15 protein-coding genes are annotated in these 18,913 nt (G+C 44.6%); 10 read left to right on the forward strand and 5 right to left on the reverse strand.

Annotation, left to right across the window (positions count from 1 at the left end):
* Positions 1–27: 27 nt before the first annotated feature.
* Genes DXX93_RS00545 through DXX93_RS00565 form a run of 5 tightly spaced genes read right to left on the reverse strand, consistent with a single transcriptional unit; the run spans position 28 to position 5,830 of the window.
* On the reverse strand, positions 28–1,086 hold the full coding sequence (locus DXX93_RS00545; protein ID WP_116006353.1) for an XrtA/PEP-CTERM system-associated ATPase: 1,059 nt from the start codon (positions 1,084–1,086) through the stop codon (positions 28–30).
* A 2-nt stretch (positions 1,087–1,088) separates the two neighbouring features.
* On the reverse strand, positions 1,089–2,690 hold the full coding sequence (locus DXX93_RS00550) for a TIGR03016 family PEP-CTERM system-associated outer membrane protein (RefSeq protein ID WP_181902096.1): 1,602 nt from the start codon (positions 2,688–2,690) through the stop codon (positions 1,089–1,091).
* Entirely contained in the window at positions 2,653–3,558 is a 906-nt protein-coding gene (locus tag DXX93_RS00555; protein WP_116006355.1) for an XrtA-associated tyrosine autokinase, read from the reverse strand. Before DXX93_RS00555 ends, DXX93_RS00550 begins: the two co-directional genes overlap by 38 nt.
* Positions 3,558–5,159: an XrtA system polysaccharide chain length determinant gene (locus tag DXX93_RS00560; RefSeq protein ID WP_116006356.1), complete on the reverse strand. Its 1,602-nt coding sequence runs from the start codon at positions 5,157–5,159 to the stop codon at positions 3,558–3,560. The genes DXX93_RS00555 and DXX93_RS00560 overlap by 1 nt, the downstream gene beginning before the upstream one ends.
* Before the next feature lie 35 nt (positions 5,160–5,194).
* Positions 5,195–5,830 (reverse strand): XrtA/PEP-CTERM system exopolysaccharide export protein, encoded by a 636-nt coding sequence (locus tag DXX93_RS00565; RefSeq protein ID WP_116006357.1) that lies wholly within the window; start codon positions 5,828–5,830, stop codon positions 5,195–5,197.
* Positions 5,831–6,046: 216 nt separating this feature from the next.
* Here DXX93_RS00565 and DXX93_RS00570 point away from each other — a divergent pair, with 216 nt between their 5' ends.
* The 10 genes from DXX93_RS00570 to DXX93_RS00615 are packed head-to-tail and all read left to right on the forward strand — an operon-like array spanning position 6,047 to position 18,835.
* Positions 6,047–7,441 carry a TIGR03013 family XrtA/PEP-CTERM system glycosyltransferase gene (locus DXX93_RS00570; protein WP_374188936.1) on the forward strand — a complete coding sequence of 465 codons (1,395 nt, stop codon included), beginning with the start codon at positions 6,047–6,049 and terminating at the stop codon, positions 7,439–7,441.
* A 21-nt stretch (positions 7,442–7,462) separates the two neighbouring features.
* Entirely contained in the window at positions 7,463–8,299 is an 837-nt protein-coding gene (locus DXX93_RS00575) for an XrtA system polysaccharide deacetylase (RefSeq protein ID WP_116006359.1), read from the forward strand.
* Between the two features lie 4 nt (positions 8,300–8,303).
* Positions 8,304–9,386: a FemAB family XrtA/PEP-CTERM system-associated protein gene (locus DXX93_RS00580; protein WP_258872554.1), complete on the forward strand. Its 1,083-nt coding sequence runs from the start codon at positions 8,304–8,306 to the stop codon at positions 9,384–9,386.
* A gap of 6 nt (positions 9,387–9,392) precedes the next feature.
* Complete coding sequence (locus DXX93_RS00585) at positions 9,393–10,616, forward strand: TIGR03087 family PEP-CTERM/XrtA system glycosyltransferase (RefSeq protein WP_116006360.1); 1,224 nt, start codon at positions 9,393–9,395, stop codon at positions 10,614–10,616.
* 14 nt (positions 10,617–10,630) lie between these two features.
* A complete protein-coding gene (gene xrtA / locus DXX93_RS00590) occupies positions 10,631–12,076 on the forward strand; it encodes an exosortase A (protein WP_116006361.1) in 1,446 nt (481 codons plus the stop codon).
* A gap of 3 nt (positions 12,077–12,079) precedes the next feature.
* The gene (locus tag DXX93_RS00595; protein ID WP_116006362.1) at positions 12,080–13,255 is read left to right on the forward strand and encodes a TIGR03088 family PEP-CTERM/XrtA system glycosyltransferase; all 1,176 of its coding nucleotides are present in this window, start codon (positions 12,080–12,082) and stop codon (positions 13,253–13,255) included.
* Complete coding sequence (locus DXX93_RS00600) at positions 13,243–15,141, forward strand: XrtA/PEP-CTERM system amidotransferase (RefSeq protein ID WP_116006363.1); 1,899 nt, start codon at positions 13,243–13,245, stop codon at positions 15,139–15,141. Before DXX93_RS00595 ends, DXX93_RS00600 begins: the two co-directional genes overlap by 13 nt.
* Before the next feature lie 2 nt (positions 15,142–15,143).
* Positions 15,144–16,370 (forward strand): TIGR04063 family PEP-CTERM/XrtA system glycosyltransferase, encoded by a 1,227-nt coding sequence (locus DXX93_RS00605; protein WP_116006364.1) that lies wholly within the window; start codon positions 15,144–15,146, stop codon positions 16,368–16,370.
* Entirely contained in the window at positions 16,357–17,481 is a 1,125-nt protein-coding gene (locus DXX93_RS00610) for a glycosyltransferase family 4 protein (protein ID WP_116006365.1), read from the forward strand. Before DXX93_RS00605 ends, DXX93_RS00610 begins: the two co-directional genes overlap by 14 nt.
* Positions 17,474–18,835 carry a phenylacetate--CoA ligase family protein gene (locus DXX93_RS00615; RefSeq protein WP_116006366.1) on the forward strand — a complete coding sequence of 454 codons (1,362 nt, stop codon included), beginning with the start codon at positions 17,474–17,476 and terminating at the stop codon, positions 18,833–18,835. Before DXX93_RS00610 ends, DXX93_RS00615 begins: the two co-directional genes overlap by 8 nt.
* Positions 18,836–18,913 lie beyond the last annotated feature (78 nt).

The following is an 18,913-nucleotide window of genomic DNA, read 5'->3' on the forward strand; positions in this document are numbered from 1 at the left end:
ACTTGGATATGTTGCAACAAATGTCGATTAATCGGGTTTACTTGGACTCGTATTAGCGGCTACGGATGCTTCTGCAAATTGACGATTTTTCTGTTTCAGCAGCTTGTCGACATACCTTGCCATTTTAACTTTCTGCTTAATTGAGGTTTCTAAAATCTCTTCAATTTCACGCAAAACGTCTTTGATGTTCTCAACGTTTTCTGTTGAATTCACCACGAGTTGTTCGTTGCTTGCCGTTTGGACTTGTGGCTCGATACTGCCAGACAACGAGCCCGTAAGTTCAACTGCCATTTCTTGGGCTACGGCGTGAATGGCATCAATATTAATGCTCGCTAGCTCCTCAAGAAAACCAAACAGCAAAATACGATCGACAAAGATATTAATCTTTCTGGGCACACCTTGGGTTTTTTCGTGAATAACAGCAAATGCTTGTGCTGAAAATAAGTCGTCTTTATCGTAGCCCGCCAGTTGAATACGGTGGTTGATGTAGTGCTCAACTTCTTCCGGGGTAAGTGGACGCAAATGTGCTGAGGCGATAATCCGCTGTCGAAATTGCTCCATATTGGGTGCTTGAATAATGCCCTTTAACTCTTCTTGACCAAGCAAAAAACTTTGAATAAGGGGCTGGTTGTCTTGCTGAAAGTTCGACAACATGCGCAATTCTTCTACGGTTTCTGCGGGTAAGTTTTGCGCTTCATCAACCAGTAATAACGCGCGTTTACCTTGTTGGTGCAGCGAAGTTAAAAACGTTTCGATCGCCTTGAGCATATCCGCTTTGCTTTCCCCTTGGTAGGGAATGCGAAACTCAGCGATCACTAGCTCTAGCAGTTCTTCTGGGCTGAGTTTAGTGGTGACAAGCTGCGCTGCAACAATATTGGCCTCAGGTAAGTTACTGAGTAAATTGCGTGCAATGGTGGTTTTACCCGTTCCGATTGGGCCTGTGATGACAATAAAACCTTCTTTCTGATCTAGGCCGTATTGCAGGTAAGACAGCGCCCGTTGGTGATGTTTAGAGGCAAAGAAAAAACGCGGGTCGGGGCTGAGCTGAAACGGACGCTCAGTAAAGCCGTAATAACTTTCGTACATATTTAAAAATCTTTTCTTACTGACAAGGTGGCGCGCGTTTCGTCATATGATCTAATATCAAAATTTGATGAACGCACTAGATGCCTTAGATTGAAGTTAAGCGATAATGATCGCGCAAAATCCAGTGAATAGCCAAGATTATAGCTGCGATAGTAGTCTTTGCGTTCAGCATCTATATCAACATTACGGGTGAAAAAGTCATTACGAGAAAATTGAAAACCAGCAGTGATGTTGCTTCTGGGGTTTAATCGACGATTCGCGTTAATGTTTATTGAGATAACATCTTGGGTATTGCCGGTATTAAGGTCTTCGCGCTCATTGCCGGAAATGGTTAAACCCAAGGTTGTGCGCGGTAGTGATAGGCTTGAACTCCACGCCAACCTTTTATTAAGCGAAAATTGGTTGTCTTCAACAGGGCGGATATCGAAAATGGGGAACTCAACAAACAATTCAGGTTGTGTTTGGCCCTCTAGAGTTGGCAAACACTCTTCCAGATCAATAGGTTGGCCAACAGGGCAGAATACTGTTGAGTCAACGAAAAGCTCAAAGTTATCCCTTTGGAATGCCTGAACTTGTTCATTGTAGCTAATGGCATTGGTGAGCCGCTTGTTTCTATGATTGATATTTAAGCCATAAGAATCACCAAAAAAGCGTTGATTATAGTTGGCCGCTATTTGCGTGCGGGTGGTCGGTTGCCAGCTGAATTCAAAGGCAACGTAATCATCACTGACCGCTTCGTCTTCCGCCTTATTGTATGATAAGTCAATCACCATTAATTTAGCAGGTTGCCAGCGTATACCAGCGCCAAGAGATTCCCCTTGGTTTAAGTTATTGTTAGTAACGCTGCCAGAATAATTTTCATCAAAATAACGAATAAAGGGGTTAAGTTTCCAGCCGGATATTAGCCCTACTGTTGCTTGTATTTGATAACTTCGCGCTGAGTTGCGCTGATTATTGCGGTCCGAGTAACTTGCTGAAATATTCCAAAACACGAATTTTTGCCCCGTACCATTTTGGAAACCTAAACTGGTGGCGTAGCCATAACTGCTGCCAACATCATCTTCCGATCGGCTATCGTTATATTGCCCCCCTAGGGTTAACAGAAAATCACTATTTTGGGCACTGTAAGATAACCCTGCACCATAATTGGTGGTGCGTACTGTGTCGCCCGAAATCAGGTCAGAAGCAAAATTGCCCCCTATACTTTGCGGTGTATTGGCAATGGTGCCAGACAGGTTTAACTGTGGCCCCTTTCTCCACGGAGAGATATTAATCGTGGAGTTGAGCGACTCATAACCATTGTCAGCACTGCTGTCATGGCTATAAAATAAGTGTGAATAGTTGCCGTTAATACTGGCATCTACAACGCTTGAAGAGTAATTATTGCGGACGCCGACATTGGCACGAGTAACAAAGCTGTTTTCCTCATTAAAGCTGCTCAGTTCAACATTATCTGAGTATATTTCTTCAATGCCAATGTACGGAGATAGCTCATTGCTGGCTGCGTGTGCAATCTCAGGATGCGCCAAAAGTAAAGTAACACCGAAAAGGCTTGATAACTTTAGCTTATTTCTTTCGGCCGTAGCCATATCCGTAATAGCCATATACATCCTTGCTGGTTTTAATGGTTTTGTTGAGCACGAAACCAATTGCCAGTTCTTCGTCAAGTTGAGATGTTGCTCGTTTAATATCTTCTATTTTCGTTTTTGATTCTTCAGCGACCACAACGGCTTGACCTACTAAGCTTGCCAAGACAGGAGTTTCTGTTACGCCAAGTAGTGGCGGGCTATCAAAAATAACAACGCGATCTGGGTATCGGGCAGACAACTCATTTGCCAGCTTGGCCATCCGTTCACTGGCTAACAATTCGTTCGTTAAATGGTGGACGCTACCTGCGGGCATTATTTTTAGATTCACTAAGTTAGTGGGGTAAATGATCTCTGCGACATTGTCGGTATCACCACATAGGTAATCGAGTAAGCCAGTGTCGTTTTCAAACTCAAGTTCTCTGTGTAGGCTTGGCCTTAGCACGTCAGCATCGACTAGCAGTACCGTTTTGTCTTGCTCTAATGCTACGCTTAGCGCCAAGTTGATCGAAACAAAAGTTTTACCTTCGTTAGGGTTAGCACTACTCACCATAATGAGGTTACTTTGTTTAAGTGTTTTTGACGCTGCGCCAAAAGCGTTATTTAGCAACTTACGCTTGATATGACGAAACTCTTCTTGTTGATGATGAGCGTCACCACCACTATGCAGAAAGCCGCGCTCAGTTAACTTGTCATTATCAATGTATATTTCTCTGCTTTGTTGCTCGACATACTGTTGCTGAGCGCTTGCCGTTGTTTGTATTGTTGACTCCGTCTCACTAGACGTTGCAGAGAGTGACTTGTTAACTTGCTCAACGTTCTGGTTATTCGTTAATTCTTGCTGCGCACTTTTTTGCTTTGCTAAGGCTTTTTCGATGGTGCTCATTAGCCTAATACTCCTTTCAGTGGCGCTTGAATTAAATCAGGGAATGTAAAATAACTAATAAAACTCGCGAGCAATATAATTAAGACTAGGTTTGACAGCATAAATAGAACGGTTTTTTTCTTATGCCATTTATGTAAGCCCAGACTGTCATTCGCAGAAACGGTGCCAAATACTGGAATACCCGTGATGCGAGACATTTGTTGGCTTGAAGTTACTACTGGGCTAATTTGGCTCATCAATAGTGAGATACCAACGCCGACGCCAATGCCAACAATAGTTATACCGATAAAAAATAGTAACCTAGGTGGCCCAGAAGGCTGCAATGCCGCTCTCGGTGGGTCAATAACGCGAAACTGTATTTTATCGGTAGTCTCATCAGCCTGCTGAGCCAGCTGCGCGGTTTCTTTGCGTGCCAGCAGTTCCTCATACTTAGCTTTGGTAATGTCATAGCCGCGATTTAATGCGGTAAGCTCAGCTTCTATTTCAGGGAGCGAGTGAATACGGTTTTCAATTTCAATTACGCGCTGTTTAAAGTTGTTTACTCGGACGGTGAGCGAAGCTACTTCGTTTTCATATTGGTTCGCTTGGATCTTGAGTTCTTGGTATACAGGATTTTTATCAACGCTGGTAATGTTATTGTTACCTTGCGAACTATCTGTCTTCAACGCTGTATAGTATTCTTCTATTTCTTTTTGTCTCAGCTTGGTTAATTCGTCCAAGCGACGCTGAATTTCTCTTACTTCTGGATGGTTCTCTGTAAAGCGAAGTAGCTGCGAATCCATAGCCTCTTCAAGCTGTTGAATTCTGCTGTCGTAAGTTGTGGTGATACTGTTATTCGTCTGAACTCGGCTACTGAATAGCCCAAACACAGGCTCTTCACCGGCTAACTGAGCTTTGGCTGAGCTGAGCCGCGTTTGTGCTTCGGCAAGTTGTAACTCCGCGCGCTCTAGCTGTTCCTTTTCTTGGTTGAGCGTCGCGTAAAAACCACCACTGTTATTCAACAGCACATTGCCGTACTTTTGCTTAAAGTTAGTTAATCGACCTTCGGCCGCCAATAACCGGTTTTCGTAATCACGAATCTGCGCGTTTAAGAACTTTTGTGCTTCGTCAGAGTCACTCCTTGTTTCGCCTAGCGTATTTTCAATAAAAACTGTCAACGCTGACTGCACGATATTTTTTGCCGTTTCGGCATCTTTGTCTTCAATGGAGAGTGTGAAGATATTTTCGCGGCCTGCACTAGATATCTTTAAATCTTTTTTTAGATCTTCAATGATTTTGTCATATTCTTCAGTGGTGTTGGCTTGCACATCTAGGTCAGTCATGCGAGATATGCGCTCGAGGTTGGGGCGGCTGAGCAAGGTCTGCACCATTAGCCGGATTTGAGTGTCAGGGTTGGTTTCAACCGTGAGCCCTCTGAGCAAAGGACGCAGCAACGACTGGGTATCAACGTAAACACGTGCAGATGATTCATAAACATTTGGCAATTGTGCGACAAAGTACCAACCGAGCGGACAAATAGCCCAAGTCGCAATAATAATATAACGACGCTTTATCCAAATTCCTTTTAAATAATCAACTATTTGTTCAATTAACTCTTGCATTCCTGACCTCTTACAAACAGGTTAAATACTGCTATTTAGAACCAAGTTTCTGGTACGATGATGATGTCGCCAGGCAACATGTCAACATTAGCTGAAATGTCGCCTTGCTTTAGCAAGTCATCAATAGCGAGCGAGTATTGTTTTTGTTGACCGTTTTCAATCCGCACTAATACGGCATCGTTGCCATCTGCGAATTCAGTCAAACCGCCGACACTGATCATGACATCAAGCAGGGTCATATTCTTTTTGTAATTAATGGCGAGCGGTTGTGCCGCTTCACCGATCACTCTAATTTGCTCACTAAACGGGCCAACAAAACCTCCGACCGTTACCGTCACGATTGGCTCTCTCAGAAAGGTCGCCAGTACGGCTTCAATTTCTCGCGCAAGTTCTGTTGGCGTCCGCCCTGATACTGGAATATCTTCAACCAATGAGGTCGTGATCATGCCATCTGGTCGCACAGTAAAGGTGCCAGATACCTCAGGGTTGCCATAGACGAAAATGTTGACTGAATCACCAGCACCAATCAGGTACCTATATGAGTCAATACTTTCTGTTTTAGAGGGGTGTAAGGTTGCTTGCGGTAGTTTATTTGAGCTACATGAACTCAACAAAATGCCACAGGCGGCGACTACTAATATCTTCATCAGCTGGATAATACGTTTTTCCATGGTTATTACCTTTTGATACCCAATGTTGATTGTAATACTGCTAAAAGATTGTATGGTATTTTTCTAAACCTTGCACACTTTTTAACATTTAGATTACCTAATTTAAACTATGTAAATGTAAAGTTAACTCTGCTAGAGTAGTTAAAGCGTCGAAATAAGTACTTTTCTATATTCGTTTAGCATGTTTAAGGGAATAAAATAAATAGTATGCCTGTCATAGCATTTCGAGATTTATCAATCAACAGCAAATCATTTGTGCTACTAGAGTTACTAGTGTTTATGGCTGGTATGCTGATCGCTGTTGCGCTCAATAATCAATTCCAAATTGCGTTGTCTCCAGTGTTACCAAGCAATTTCCTTTTTATTTATGCCTTAGTCTTTGGCTTAGTGTCACAGTTGACGAGTTTAGCACTTGGCTTGTACAACTCTAAGTTACGCGAGAACTTTCGGGGGCTTTTCCGCCGTATTCTTTTGGCTGTGGCTATTGCTTTTTCTATTGTTGCGCTTATCAATCCCCTTTACAGTAGCTTTGCCTTACCAATCGAGGTATTGGGCCTAGCGTCATTGTCGGGTCTAGTACTGGTGTTATTGCTGCGTTATGGCGCACATCGCATTGACTTTTTTGGCTTTCACAAACGGAAAGTCTTAGTTATTGGCGCAGGGCAACGGGCGTCGATTATTGAAAAACGGATGCGTCGTGACGTTGATCGCCAGTCGTTTAAGGTGCACGCGTATGTGAAGATGACAGGCGATAGTCCAGACGGTATTGAGCGAGAAACAAAAATTTCACTCGATGGCTCACTGGTCAGCTATGCCCTTGATAACGAAATTGATGAAATTGTCGTTGCTAATGATGAGCGCCGCAACAATTTACCCGTTGATGAACTATTCGCCTGTAAAATTCGCGGTATTGAAGTCACCGAAATTCTCGATTTTATTGAACGCGAGACAGGGCAGATAGCCGTCAACCTTATTTATCCTAGTTGGGTTATCTATTCTAACGGCTTTACCTCGACCAATTATTTACGCAATACGCTAGATTGGCTATTCAATGCCGCCATTGCGTTTACTTTATTGCTCATTACCTGGCCAGTCATGTTGCTTACTGCCATTATTATTAAACTCGATGATGGCTTTTCTGCGCCTATTTTTTATCGCCAGGAACGCGTGGGTGTTGACGGGCATCCATTTTACATCGTCAAGTTCCGAAGTATGCGCGTGGATGCCGAGAAAAACGGTGCGCAGTGGGCATCGGAAAACGATGATAGGACAACGCGAATCGGCAATTTTATTCGCAAGTATCGCATTGATGAATTACCGCAAATATACAATGTAATGCGCGGTGATATGGGCTTTGTCGGGCCGAGGCCTGAACGCCCAGAGTTTGTGCAAAACCTAGTTAAGTCAATTCCTTACTATAACGAGCGCCATAATGTTAAGCCTGGCCTTGCGGGTTGGGCGCAGTTGAAATATCCATACGGTGCAACTGAAGCTGACGCCTTAGAAAAACTGAAATACGACCTGTATTACATCAAGCATCGCAGTTTTTTCCTCGATTTGTTGATTCTGATCCGCACCGTTGAAATCGTGGTCTTTGGCAAAGGCCGATAGCGGTAGGCTAGGTAGCAAATAATGAGTAAGCGTACCCACCAAGCAATGACTGTCGACGTTGAAGATTATTTTCACGTTTCCGCGTTTGAGCAAAACATCTCGCGCGCGGATTGGCAAAAATTGCCCCTGCGTGTCGAGCACAATACCTATCGTTTGTTAGAGCTGTTTGAGCAACACAATGCGAAAGCGACTTTTTTTACCTTGGGCTGGGTTGCTGAGCACTGTCCACAGCTGATCAGAGATATTGTCGGCCAAGGGCATGAACTTGCAAGCCATGGTTATGACCATCAGCGCGCCATAGCTATGACCAGAGAGCAGTTTACGCAAGATGTCACCAAAAGTAAGTCGTTATTAGAGCAAGCCAGTGGTCAAGCCGTGCTGGGCTATCGCGCGCCGAGCTTCTCTATTGGTGAGCAAAATGTCTGGGCTTATGAAGTGCTGGTGGAATTGGGCTTTGAGTACAGCTCAAGTACCTATCCCATTGAGCATGATCTTTATGGGGTGCCGCATTGGCCGCGATTCAAATTTAAACGCGACGAGGGCATTATTGAAATTCCTGTACCGACGATTCGCAAAAACGGCAGCAACATTGGTATTGGTGGTGGCGGTTATTTTAGGCTTTACCCCTATTCGTTTTCAAAACGTCGAATAGACAAATATCTGTCGCAAGAGTCAGCACCTTACAGCTTTTATTTTCATCCGTGGGAGATTGATCCTGAGCAGCCAAGAATTAATGGCGCCTCACTGCGCTCGAAAGTGCGTCATTACATCAATTTATCTCGAATGGAAGGCAAAGTGGTAAAACTGCTCAATGATTATCAATGGTCGACAATGCGGGCCGTGTATTTAGAGGGGTAGACGCATGGGGATCATGGATGTGAACAATAACGCGATCAACAGTTCATCAGATACCGCAGAGCAGCCAGTGATCACTGTGTTGTCAACTGAGCACGAGCAATGGAATGAATATGTTAACGCTCATCCAGAAGGTTCATTCTTTCATCTAAGTAACTGGCAACAAGTTATTTCATCAGTGTTTAACCACCCTTGTCATTATTTGCTGGCCAAACAGGCCAATCGAGTGGTTGGCATTCTGCCGTTAGTGCAAGTGAAGAGTCAGCTATTTGGCCATGCATTAGTTTCTACGCCATTTTGCGTGTACGGCGGGGTGTTGGCTGATAATCGAGCAATTCAGCAGGCGTTAGAGCTGCGTGCTTGTCAGTTGGCGGAGCAGCTTGAAGTCGATTATTTAGAGCTGCGTTATCGACAAGCACAACAAAATGATTTTCTACTCAAACAAGTTCACAGTACTTTTGGTTGTGAGATTGCTGAAAGCGACGAAGCTATTTTGGCAGGGGTCAAGAAAAAACAAAGAGCGGTTATTCGTCACTCCTTGAACAATAAATTATCGATTACTCATGGGCGCAACCTCGATGACTTCTATCACTTGTTGGCAACGAGTTATCGCAACCTAGGCACACCGATATTCACTAAGCGTTACTTTGCCGCGCTGTTGACCTATTTTGGTGATCAAGTAGATATTTCTATCGTCAAGGATAGCCAAGCAAAGCCGTCATGCGCGGTGATGAATTTCTATTATCAACAGCAAGTGTTGCCTTACTATGGTGGTGGCGATGATGCCGCCAGAGCGCTTAAAAGTGCTGACTTTATGTACTATCAAGTGCTGTGTCACGCACGCGAAAAAGGTTGCCAATGGTATGATTTTGGGCGCAGTAAAAATGATAGCGGTCCATTTAAATACAAGAAAAATTGGGGCATGACTCCAGAGCCTTTGCACTATTATTATTATCTCGTCACGGCGAAAGAGCTGCCGAATTTGAGCCCTAACAATCCGAAATACCAGTTGTTTATCCGCTTGTGGCAGAAATTACCATTGACCATAAGCCAATGGCTTGGTCCCTTGCTGTCGAAGTATTTAGGGTAATGCGCTATGAGTAAACCGCCACTGCTTTTCCTTTGTCATCGCATTCCATTTCCACCGAATAAAGGCGATAAGATTCGTTCGTTCAACATATTGCAAATGCTGAACAAACATTACGATGTTTACCTTGGCTGCTTTATCGATGACCCCTACGATGAACAGTATGTCGAGACACTCAAGCAATATTGTCATCAACTGTTTTATCGCAAACAAAACAAATTGCTGGCTAAGATCAAAGGGTTATCAGCATTTGTAACTGGCAAGCCCATCACCTTGCCGTACTACTACGATAGTGCGATGGCTGTTTGGTGTGAAAACGCGATAAAGCAATATAACATCGAGAAAGTCTTTATCTATTCGTCTTCAATGGCACAGTTCTGTGAAGCGCCAGTATTTGAGCGTTGTCAGCGTGTGATCGATTTCGTCGATGTTGATTCTGATAAATGGCGTCAATATGCCGATAGCAAATCTGGGCTTGCCAAGTTTGTCTTTCAAAGAGAGTTTAAAACATTAGCAAGTTATGAAGATCGCATCTGCCAGCAATTTGATGCCTCCTTGTTTGTTTCCCCTGATGAAGCCCAGCTTTTTCAAGACCGCCAGGCCACAAATGATCGCCCTAAGGTCAAAGGTATTTTAAACGGCGTAGATATTAGCTTCTTCAACCCAAGTGCAACGCTTGAACATGACAATAAATTGCCAGCAGAGCGTTTTATCAGTTTTACTGGTGCGATGGATTATTGGGCGAATGTCGACGCGGTACTTTGGTTTGTCGAGCATTGCTGGCCGATTGTTAAAGCGGCGGAGCCATCCCTGAGTTTTGTTATCGCTGGCGGTAATCCAACGAGTGAAATTAAAGCACTTGGCAAACAACAAGATATTATCGTCACCGGACGAGTAGCAGATATTCGCCCCTTTATGGCGAAAGCCGAGTGTATTGTGGCGCCGCTGCGCATTGCACGCGGTATACAAAACAAAGTGCTAGAGGCGATGTCACTAGACAAGCCTGTTGTTTGTACTTCCATGGCGATGGAGGGCATCAATGCCCCTAGTCATACGTTCTGCCAAGTGCATGACGACCCTCAAGACTTTGCTCAAGCCGTAATCTCACTGGTTAGCCCGGCGCAAAAAGCGGCAGCGCAGGTTAAGATAGATAATCGCGCTTGGATTGAAGCACACTTTACTTGGCAAGCAACGCTGGCACCGCTTGCTAAACTTTATCAAATAGAACCTTAGGAGGTTTCAAGCCAATGATGGCGATTAACAGCCGACAGTTTATGATGATGTTTGCCGTGTTGATGACTGGCTGGGTGCTAGTTTTTTGGGATGGCATTGCTGGAATGGAAGCGATTTGGCGACGTTCTGATACCTTTGCTCATGGCTATTTTATTTTGCCGATCGTGATTTGGCTGTTGTATCGCGACCGAGCCTATTTAATGTCTGCCCGAGCGCAGTCAACCTGGCTGCCTCTGCCATTTTTACTCATGGGTTGTTTTGTCTGGTTGTTCGCCTTTGCGGCAGATATTAATGTGCTGAGCCAGCTTGCGGCAGTTTTGGTGTTGGTTTCATTGGTTTGGATGTTGATCGGCAATCACTTGGCCTGGCGATACAAGTTTCCACTTGCTTACCTGCTGTTTGCTGTGCCAATGGGAGAAAACCTGATACCTGACCTGCAAGATATCACCGCTTGGATCACGGTATTCCTGCTTAAAGTTCACGGTATTCCTGTGTTTCGCGATGGTTGGTATATTCAAATCCCAACCGGCATGTTTGAAGTCGCTGTCGCCTGCTCTGGCATCCGCTATTTAATAGCCTCAATGGCGGTCGGCACTTTGTACGCTTACTTAACCTACCGTTCTTTTAAAAAGCAGTTACTGTTTGTTGTATTTGCCTTCTTGTTGCCGATTTTAGCCAACGGTGTCAGAGCGTATTTAATCGTGATTATCGCCCATTATTCGGATATGAAATATGCCACTGGGGCTGATCATTTGGTCTATGGCTGGATATTCTTTGGTTTTGTCATCATGTTGATGTTTTGGGTAGGCGGCAAGTTTGCTGATCCAGAGCGTAAAACAGAGCTTTATAGTGATGGCGAATCGACAAAGTCTAAGGGACAGCGTAATAAGCTCTGGGCTGGTGCCTCGGCGTGTTTGCTAATGATGGCGACTTGGTTGGTTGAACGCAATATCAATGTACTTGAGTTACCCGAAAGTGCAGCTACCGTGATGCCAATGCCAGCGTCAAATTGGGGGGTTAGTTTTACGCAACCGATGCAGTCTAATTATCAGCGTGAAACTAATGGTACCGAGTTGTTTTTTGCGCGGTACGGCAACAAACAAAGTGAAGGCGAGTTAGTTAGCTTTGCAAACAAGCTTTATGACGCTGAGCGCTGGACGGTGATCGATCGCATCACAAACAATGATAATGGGCAAGTATATCGTTATTTACTGTTAAGAGATGTTCAAGGTCGAGAAAGGGCGCTGCTATATTGGTATCAAATTGGTAACAGGAAAGTTGTCAGCCCAGCGTTCGTCAAGTTACATCAAGCATTGGCATTGCTGACCGGCCAAGCAGATTTTGCTTACTTTGTTGCGGCCTCTAGTTTAGCTACTGAACAGCAAAACATTGTGGCTAGCTTGCTTAACAGTGCTGATTCGATGATAAATCAAATCACACTCAATCAAGTGGGTAATTAATTGATGAGTCAGCCTCAAATCCATATCGCACATATCATTTACTCTTTTGCTACGGGCGGCTTAGAAAATGGTGTCGTCAATTTAATTAATCACTTGCCAGAACAGGATTATCGCCACTCGATTATCTGTATATCAAAGCACGATCCTCATTTTTTTCGTCGCATAAAAACCAGTAATGTCAAAGTATATGACCTACACAAAAAGCCAGGGAAGGGCATAGCATGGTTGATCGCATGTTGGCGCTTATTAAAAAAGATAAAGCCTGATATTTGCCACTCAAGAAACTTAAACCCTTTAGAGGCGCAAGTAGCGGCTTGGCTTGCTGGTGTTCCTGTTCGCATCCATGGCGAGCATGGCTGGGATGTTAACGACCTCAACGGAGGCAATAAGAAGAATCAGCGGATCAAAAAATTTTTTAAGCCTTTCATACATCGTTACGTGGCGTTATCAAAAGAGAGTTTTGCCTATTTAGAGCATAAGATAGCTGTGCCGGTAAACAAACTTACGCATATTTGTAATGGGGTTGATGTTGACAAGTTTTCCCAACATACGAAAGGGAATGACTTTGGCTTTTCCACGACAACAACAGCTAACCTCGTTTTTGGCACGGTCGGCAGACAAGTTAAAGTTAAAAATCATCAACAGCTTTTAGATGCGTTTATAAAACTCAAGCAAAGTGATACGCCAAACGCTCATCGAGCAAAGCTATTAATTGTTGGTGATGGAGTATTGAAAGAGCGGTTAACGGCAACGGCTCAACAGTCAGGCTATGATGAGGACATCTGCTTTGCTGGACATCGTGACGATATTCCGCAAACAATGGCGGCAATGGATGTGTTTGTGCTGCCATCACTTGCTGAGGGCATATCCAACACGATATTGGAGGCGATGGCATCAGGGTTACCGGTGATTGCCACCAATGTTGGCGGTAACCCAGATTTAATCATGGCAGAACATCACAGTTCTCACCTGGTCGAAGTTAACGATGTAACGGCATTATCTGATGCAATGGCTCAATATCTGATACACCATGAGCTTTTGGAAAAAGACAGCTCAAAGGTCAGGGAGCATTGCATTAAACACTTTAGTATTGAGTCTATGGTCGGTAAGTATCATGACCTTTACACATCGTTATACCAACAGAAAGTCTCAGGAAGGGGTAAGACATGTGCGGCATAGCTGGAATTTTTCATGTTACCGAGCAGCAAGCGATAGAGGCAGATCTGATTGCCTCGATGAATGATAAACAGGTCCATCGTGGTCCCGATGCTGGCGATTATTATTTTGAGCCGGGGCTAGCATTGGCACATCGTCGTTTGTCGATTATCGATCTAGAAGGCAGCCCACAGCCGATGACAAGCGCATGTGGCCGGGCAGTGATTGTGTTTAATGGGGAAATTTATAACTTCAAAGCCCTGCATGCTGAGCTCAAAGCTAAAGGCTATCATTTCAATACCGATGGTGATACCGAGACTATATTAAACGCTTATCTTGAGTGGGGCGAAGACTGTGTTCATCACTTACGAGGGATGTTTGCCTTTGCGGTTTGGGATAGAAATAAGCAATCCTTATTTGTTGCCCGTGACAGATTGGGTATTAAACCCTTGTACTTTTCGCTATTAGATAATGGCCATTTTGTTTTTGGCTCAGAACTTAAAGTACTAACCCAGCACCCTCGTTTTGATCGCAAATTGCGTGATACCACTGTTGAAGACTACTTTACCTTTGGCTATGTACCTGAGCCTTACACTATCTATAAAAACGCCTATAAACTGAGACCTGGCCACTGTTTTACTGTGATTCGTGGTCAAACACAATTGCCTGAACAACAGGAGTACTGGGATATTCCCGTTCATAGCAATGTCGAACTCACTGAACATGAAATAGCAGAGCAGTTGGTTGAGCGATTGAAAGAAGCTGTCGATATTCGCATGGTTGCCGATGTGCCGTTAGGCTCATTTTTATCGGGCGGTGTCGATTCCAGTGCCGTTGTCGCCTTGATGTCACAGCTGCAAGCAGACCCTGTTAATGCTTGCTCTATTGGCTTTGATATCGCGGAATTTAATGAAATTGATTTTGCTAAGCAAGTCGCCCAACGCTATAAGGCAAATCATCATATCGAAATGGTCGATCAAAATGATTTTGAATTGATCGACAAGTTAGCATTTTTGTACGATGAACCTTATGCCGACAGTTCGGCAATGCCCACTTATCGCGTCTGTGAGTTAGCGCGAAAGCATGTTACGGTTGCGCTTTCTGGTGATGGTGCTGATGAGTTATTTGCGGGTTATGGGCGTTATCGTCTGCATGGCCATGAAGAAAAAGTGCGCGCAATGTTACCACTTTCGCTACGCAAGCCTATTTTCGCGCCGTTAGGTGCTTTGTATCCCAAAATGGATTGGGCGCCAAGAGTATTAAGAGGGAAAACGACATTTCAATCTATGGCACTTGATACAGTGCAGGGCTATCACAACTCAATGTCGATTCTGCGCCAAGACGAGCGGATGAAGCTGTTTTCAGCAGAATATCAACAGAGCTTAAACGGCTACTCTTCCATTGCGGTGTTTGATCAGTATCGCGACAAACTCACCGGACTTGATCCGATCAAGCAAGCACAGTATTTAGATATGAAAACCTACCTAGTTGGCGATATTCTGACAAAAGTTGATCGCGCCAGTATGGCCCACTCATTGGAAGTTCGCGTGCCATTTTTAGATCATAAGTTTGTTGAGTGGGGTTTTAATGCACCAACGAATTTGAACTTGGTAGCTGGGGTTGGTAAAAGTACACTGAAAAAGCAGATGGAGCCACATTTGCCTCATGATGTGCTGTATCGCAAGAAAATGGGCTTTTCTGTACCACTGGCTAATTGGTTCCGTGGACCACTCAAAGATCGTCTCTACGATAGTTTATTAAGTGAAACCATGGGGCAGTCGGGTTATTTCTCTTCAAAGCAGCTCAAAACCTTGATTGACCAGCATGCTAAAGGCATACGCGATAACAGTGCTTCGCTGTGGACACTGATGATGTTTGAGTCGTTTTTACGTCAAAGCAAGGCCAGCTAGTGATGAAAGTGTTACATGTGCTCGACCATTCGATCCCTCTGCACAGTGGTTACACTTTTCGAAGCCGGGCAATATTACAAACACAGCATCAATTAGGCATTGAAACCTGTCATGTGACTAGCCCTAAGCACGGCAATACTGAGGCTTTGGTTGAGCAAGTGGATGAGCTGGTCTTTTACCGCAGCGCGCCAGCTAAGGGGTTGTTAAGTAAAGTGCCTGTGCTTAATCAATGGTCAATTATTTCGCCCTTGGAAAAACGTATTCTCGAAGTGATTGACCGTGAAAAACCCGATATTATCCATGCCCATTCGCCAGCCCTCAACGGTTTGGCGGCGTTAAAAGCGGGCAAAAAAATGGGCATACCTGTGGTTTATGAAATTCGCGCATTTTGGGAAGATGCCGCGGTTGATCACGGTACCTGCAAGGAGGGTGATCTGCGTTATCAAATGACCCGTTCGCTGGAGTCTCATGTCGTTAATCAAGCGGATGCAGTAACCACCATCTGCCAAGGTCTCAAAAATGATTTAATCGCCAGAGGCGTTGCTGAGCAGAAATTGACGGTGATCCCCAATGCCGTCAATGTTGAGCAGTTCGAGCGTATTACCGAGAAGGACGCTCACTTAGTTGAGCAATTGCAGTTGAGTAATAAAAAAGTGCTTGGCTTTATTGGCTCGTTTTACGCCTATGAAGGTTTGGACTTATTGGTGTCTTCACTGCCCGCTATTCTTGAGCAAATGCCAGATGCTTGTTTATTGCTGGTCGGCGGTGGCCCACAAGAAGCAGCCCTCAAAGCACAGGTTAATCAATTAGGTCTTGATGAGCACGTGATATTTACTGGCCGAGTACCACATCAGCAGGTAAGTCGATATTACTCACTTATTGATTTATTGGTTTATCCACGTAAATCGATGCGATTAACGGATCTTGTTACCCCACTGAAGCCACTAGAGGCGATGGCACAGGGGCGTTTATTTTTGGCGTCAGATGTCGGTGGCCATCATGAACTGATTGTTAATAACCAAACCGGTTATTTATTTGCTGCTGATAATAGCGCGGCATTAGTGACTAAAGTGATTGATATTTTTCAACAACAGCAAGCCTGGTCTGAAATTCTTGATAATGGCCGACGCTATGTTGAACACCAACGCAATTGGCGAAATAGTGTGAGTAATTACTTACCTGTTTATTCTGCGTTAACTGAAAAGGCGATGTTGAATGGCGAGTGTTGAGCACGTAGCTATTGTTGGGCCCTTGCCACCACCGGCAGGCGGTATGGCTAATCAAACCGAGCAATTTGCCAGTTTTCTCGAATCAGAAGGCGTAAAAGTCACAGTTGTTCAAGTTAATCTACCTTATGAACCCAGATGGGTGGGGAAGATCCCAATGTTTCGGGCGTTAGTAAGGCTAGTACAATACCAACGGGCACTGAAACAAAAACTAGCGGATGTTGACCTTGTGCATATCATGGCAAATTCGGGGTGGTCTTGGCACTTGTTTGCTGCACCAGCCATTAAAGTAGCCAAGCAGTTAAACAAACCTGTTGTGCTTAATTATCGGGGAGGCTATGCCGCCGACTTTTTTGCCAAGTCGTGGTCTCAAGTGAAGAAAACATTGGATTTAGTGGATGATATTGTGGTGCCATCAAGCTTTCTACAAGGTGTGTTTAGCGACTACGGTAAAACAGCGAAAATCATCCCCAATGTGCTAAATGAGCAACGCTTTAATTGCCTTGAACGTCAGTCTGCCATGAAGCCAACGGTGATTGTGACGCGAAACTTGGAAGCTATTTATGATGTGGCGACCGCAATAAACGTGTTTGCAGGCATCAGGCAGCAGTTCCCAAACGCTGAGTTAAAAGTGGCCGGTACAGGGCCAGAATTGGCAAACCTACAAGCCTTGTGCCAAGAATTAGCGCTTGCGCCTAGTGTAGAGTTTGTCGGCCGACTATCGCCAGATGAGGTTGCAAACTTATATAAAGCTGCTGATTTGATGCTTAACACGAGTGTCGTCGATAACTCGCCGAACGCCCTTATCGAGGCACTGGCGTGTGGTACACCGATTGTCAGCAGTAATGTTGGGGGCATCCCGCAATTAGTGTCAGATCAGTACAATGCGTTGCTGGCTGCGCCTAAAGATATCGACAAAATGACTCAGCTGTCATTGGCATTGCTGACCAAGCCAGAGCAAAGGCAGACGTTAATAGCTAATGGCTTAACAACCATTGAAAAGTTCTACTGGCGAAATGTTTGGCGAGAGCTTGAAGCTTGCTACCAACAAGCCATTCAGGGCAGAAGTCAGCAAACAGAGCAGCAAAAAAAGGTAGGACGAGCAAATGTTTAGCCCGTTATATACAAAGCTGATTGCTAACATATTGTTCCCGCTACACGAGTGGTTAAAAAAGCATAATACGGTGCATATTAAGCGTCAGTTAGAGCAAAGCCAGTGGGCGAGTCAGGCAGAAATAACAAGAAATGCCGACCAACGTTTAGCAAAATTTTTAGCAAAAGCAGCGACTGATGTCCCTTACTATCGCAACTTGTATAAACGGTTAGGCTTAGCAACAAATGCTATTTCTGCAAAATCCGCGCTCGCTGAATTGCCGTTGCTCGACAAGTCAGTTATTCGCGAGCATTTCGAGCAGTTAACATCAGCTAATGCCGGCCCGACACAGCCTTTTACCACCGGAGGCTCTAGCGGTACGCCACTTACCTTCTTACTGAGTAATGAACGCGTAAGCCATGATGTTGCCGAAAAATGGCGAGCGACTCGTTGGTGGGATGTAGATATTGGCGACAAAGAGATCGTTGCTTGGGGATCGCCGATTGAGCTGGGGGCACAAGATAAAGTGCGTATCGCGCGCGATAAACTATTTCGTTCGACCTTGATCCCGGCATTCGATATGGATGAAATTAAATTGCTTGGTTTTATTGACCAGATCAAGCGCATTAAACCCAAAATGCTGTTTGGTTATCCGTCGGTTTACGCCCTGATTGCTAAAACGGCACAAAAGCATGGGATCTCACTTGATAACGTGGGCATTAAGGTGGTGTTTGTCACCAGCGAGCGCCTTTATCCATATCAACAAGCGCAAATTGAACAAGTCTTTAATGCACCGGTGGCCAATGGTTATGGTGGCCGAGATGCCGGCTTTATTGCCCATGCTTGTCCGCATGGCAAGATGCATATTAGCGCCGAAGATATTATCGTGGAAATCATTGATAGCGAGGGTAGCGTGCTGCCGGATGGTGAAACTGGGGAGATAGTGGTCACGCATATGGCAACCTCAGACTTTCCGTTTATCCGCTATCGTACGGGTGATGTTGGCGCGATAGATACCGAGCCTTGTTCATGTGGGCGTGGCTTACCTGTACTTAAAAATATCGAAGGGCGCACCACCGATTTCGTGATTGCCCAAGACGGCACCATGATGCATGGCCTGGCTCTGATTTATATCTTACGAGAAATGCAAGGTGTTGAAGCATTTAAAATTATTCAGGAATCCTTGATGCACACACGAGTGCTCCTCGTGCCCAAAGAAAGTGTAACTCCAGCCATGAGTGAGCAGATTATTGACGGCTTCAAACAACGCCTTGGCGCTGAGGTCACCATTGAGCTGCAAATTGTTAATAGTATAGCCGCCGAAAAATCAGGCAAATTCCGATATGTGATCAGCAATGTAGGGCACATAAATTGATAGATAGCTTATTTTTACTCGTAGATGTCATTGCGATGATCGTGTTGATGTGGTGGGCAACCAAAGAAGAAAGTGATA

The sequence above is a fragment of the Thalassotalea euphylliae genome (assembly GCF_003390335.1).
Lineage (GTDB): Bacteria > Pseudomonadota > Gammaproteobacteria > Enterobacterales > Alteromonadaceae > Thalassotalea_F > Thalassotalea_F euphylliae_B.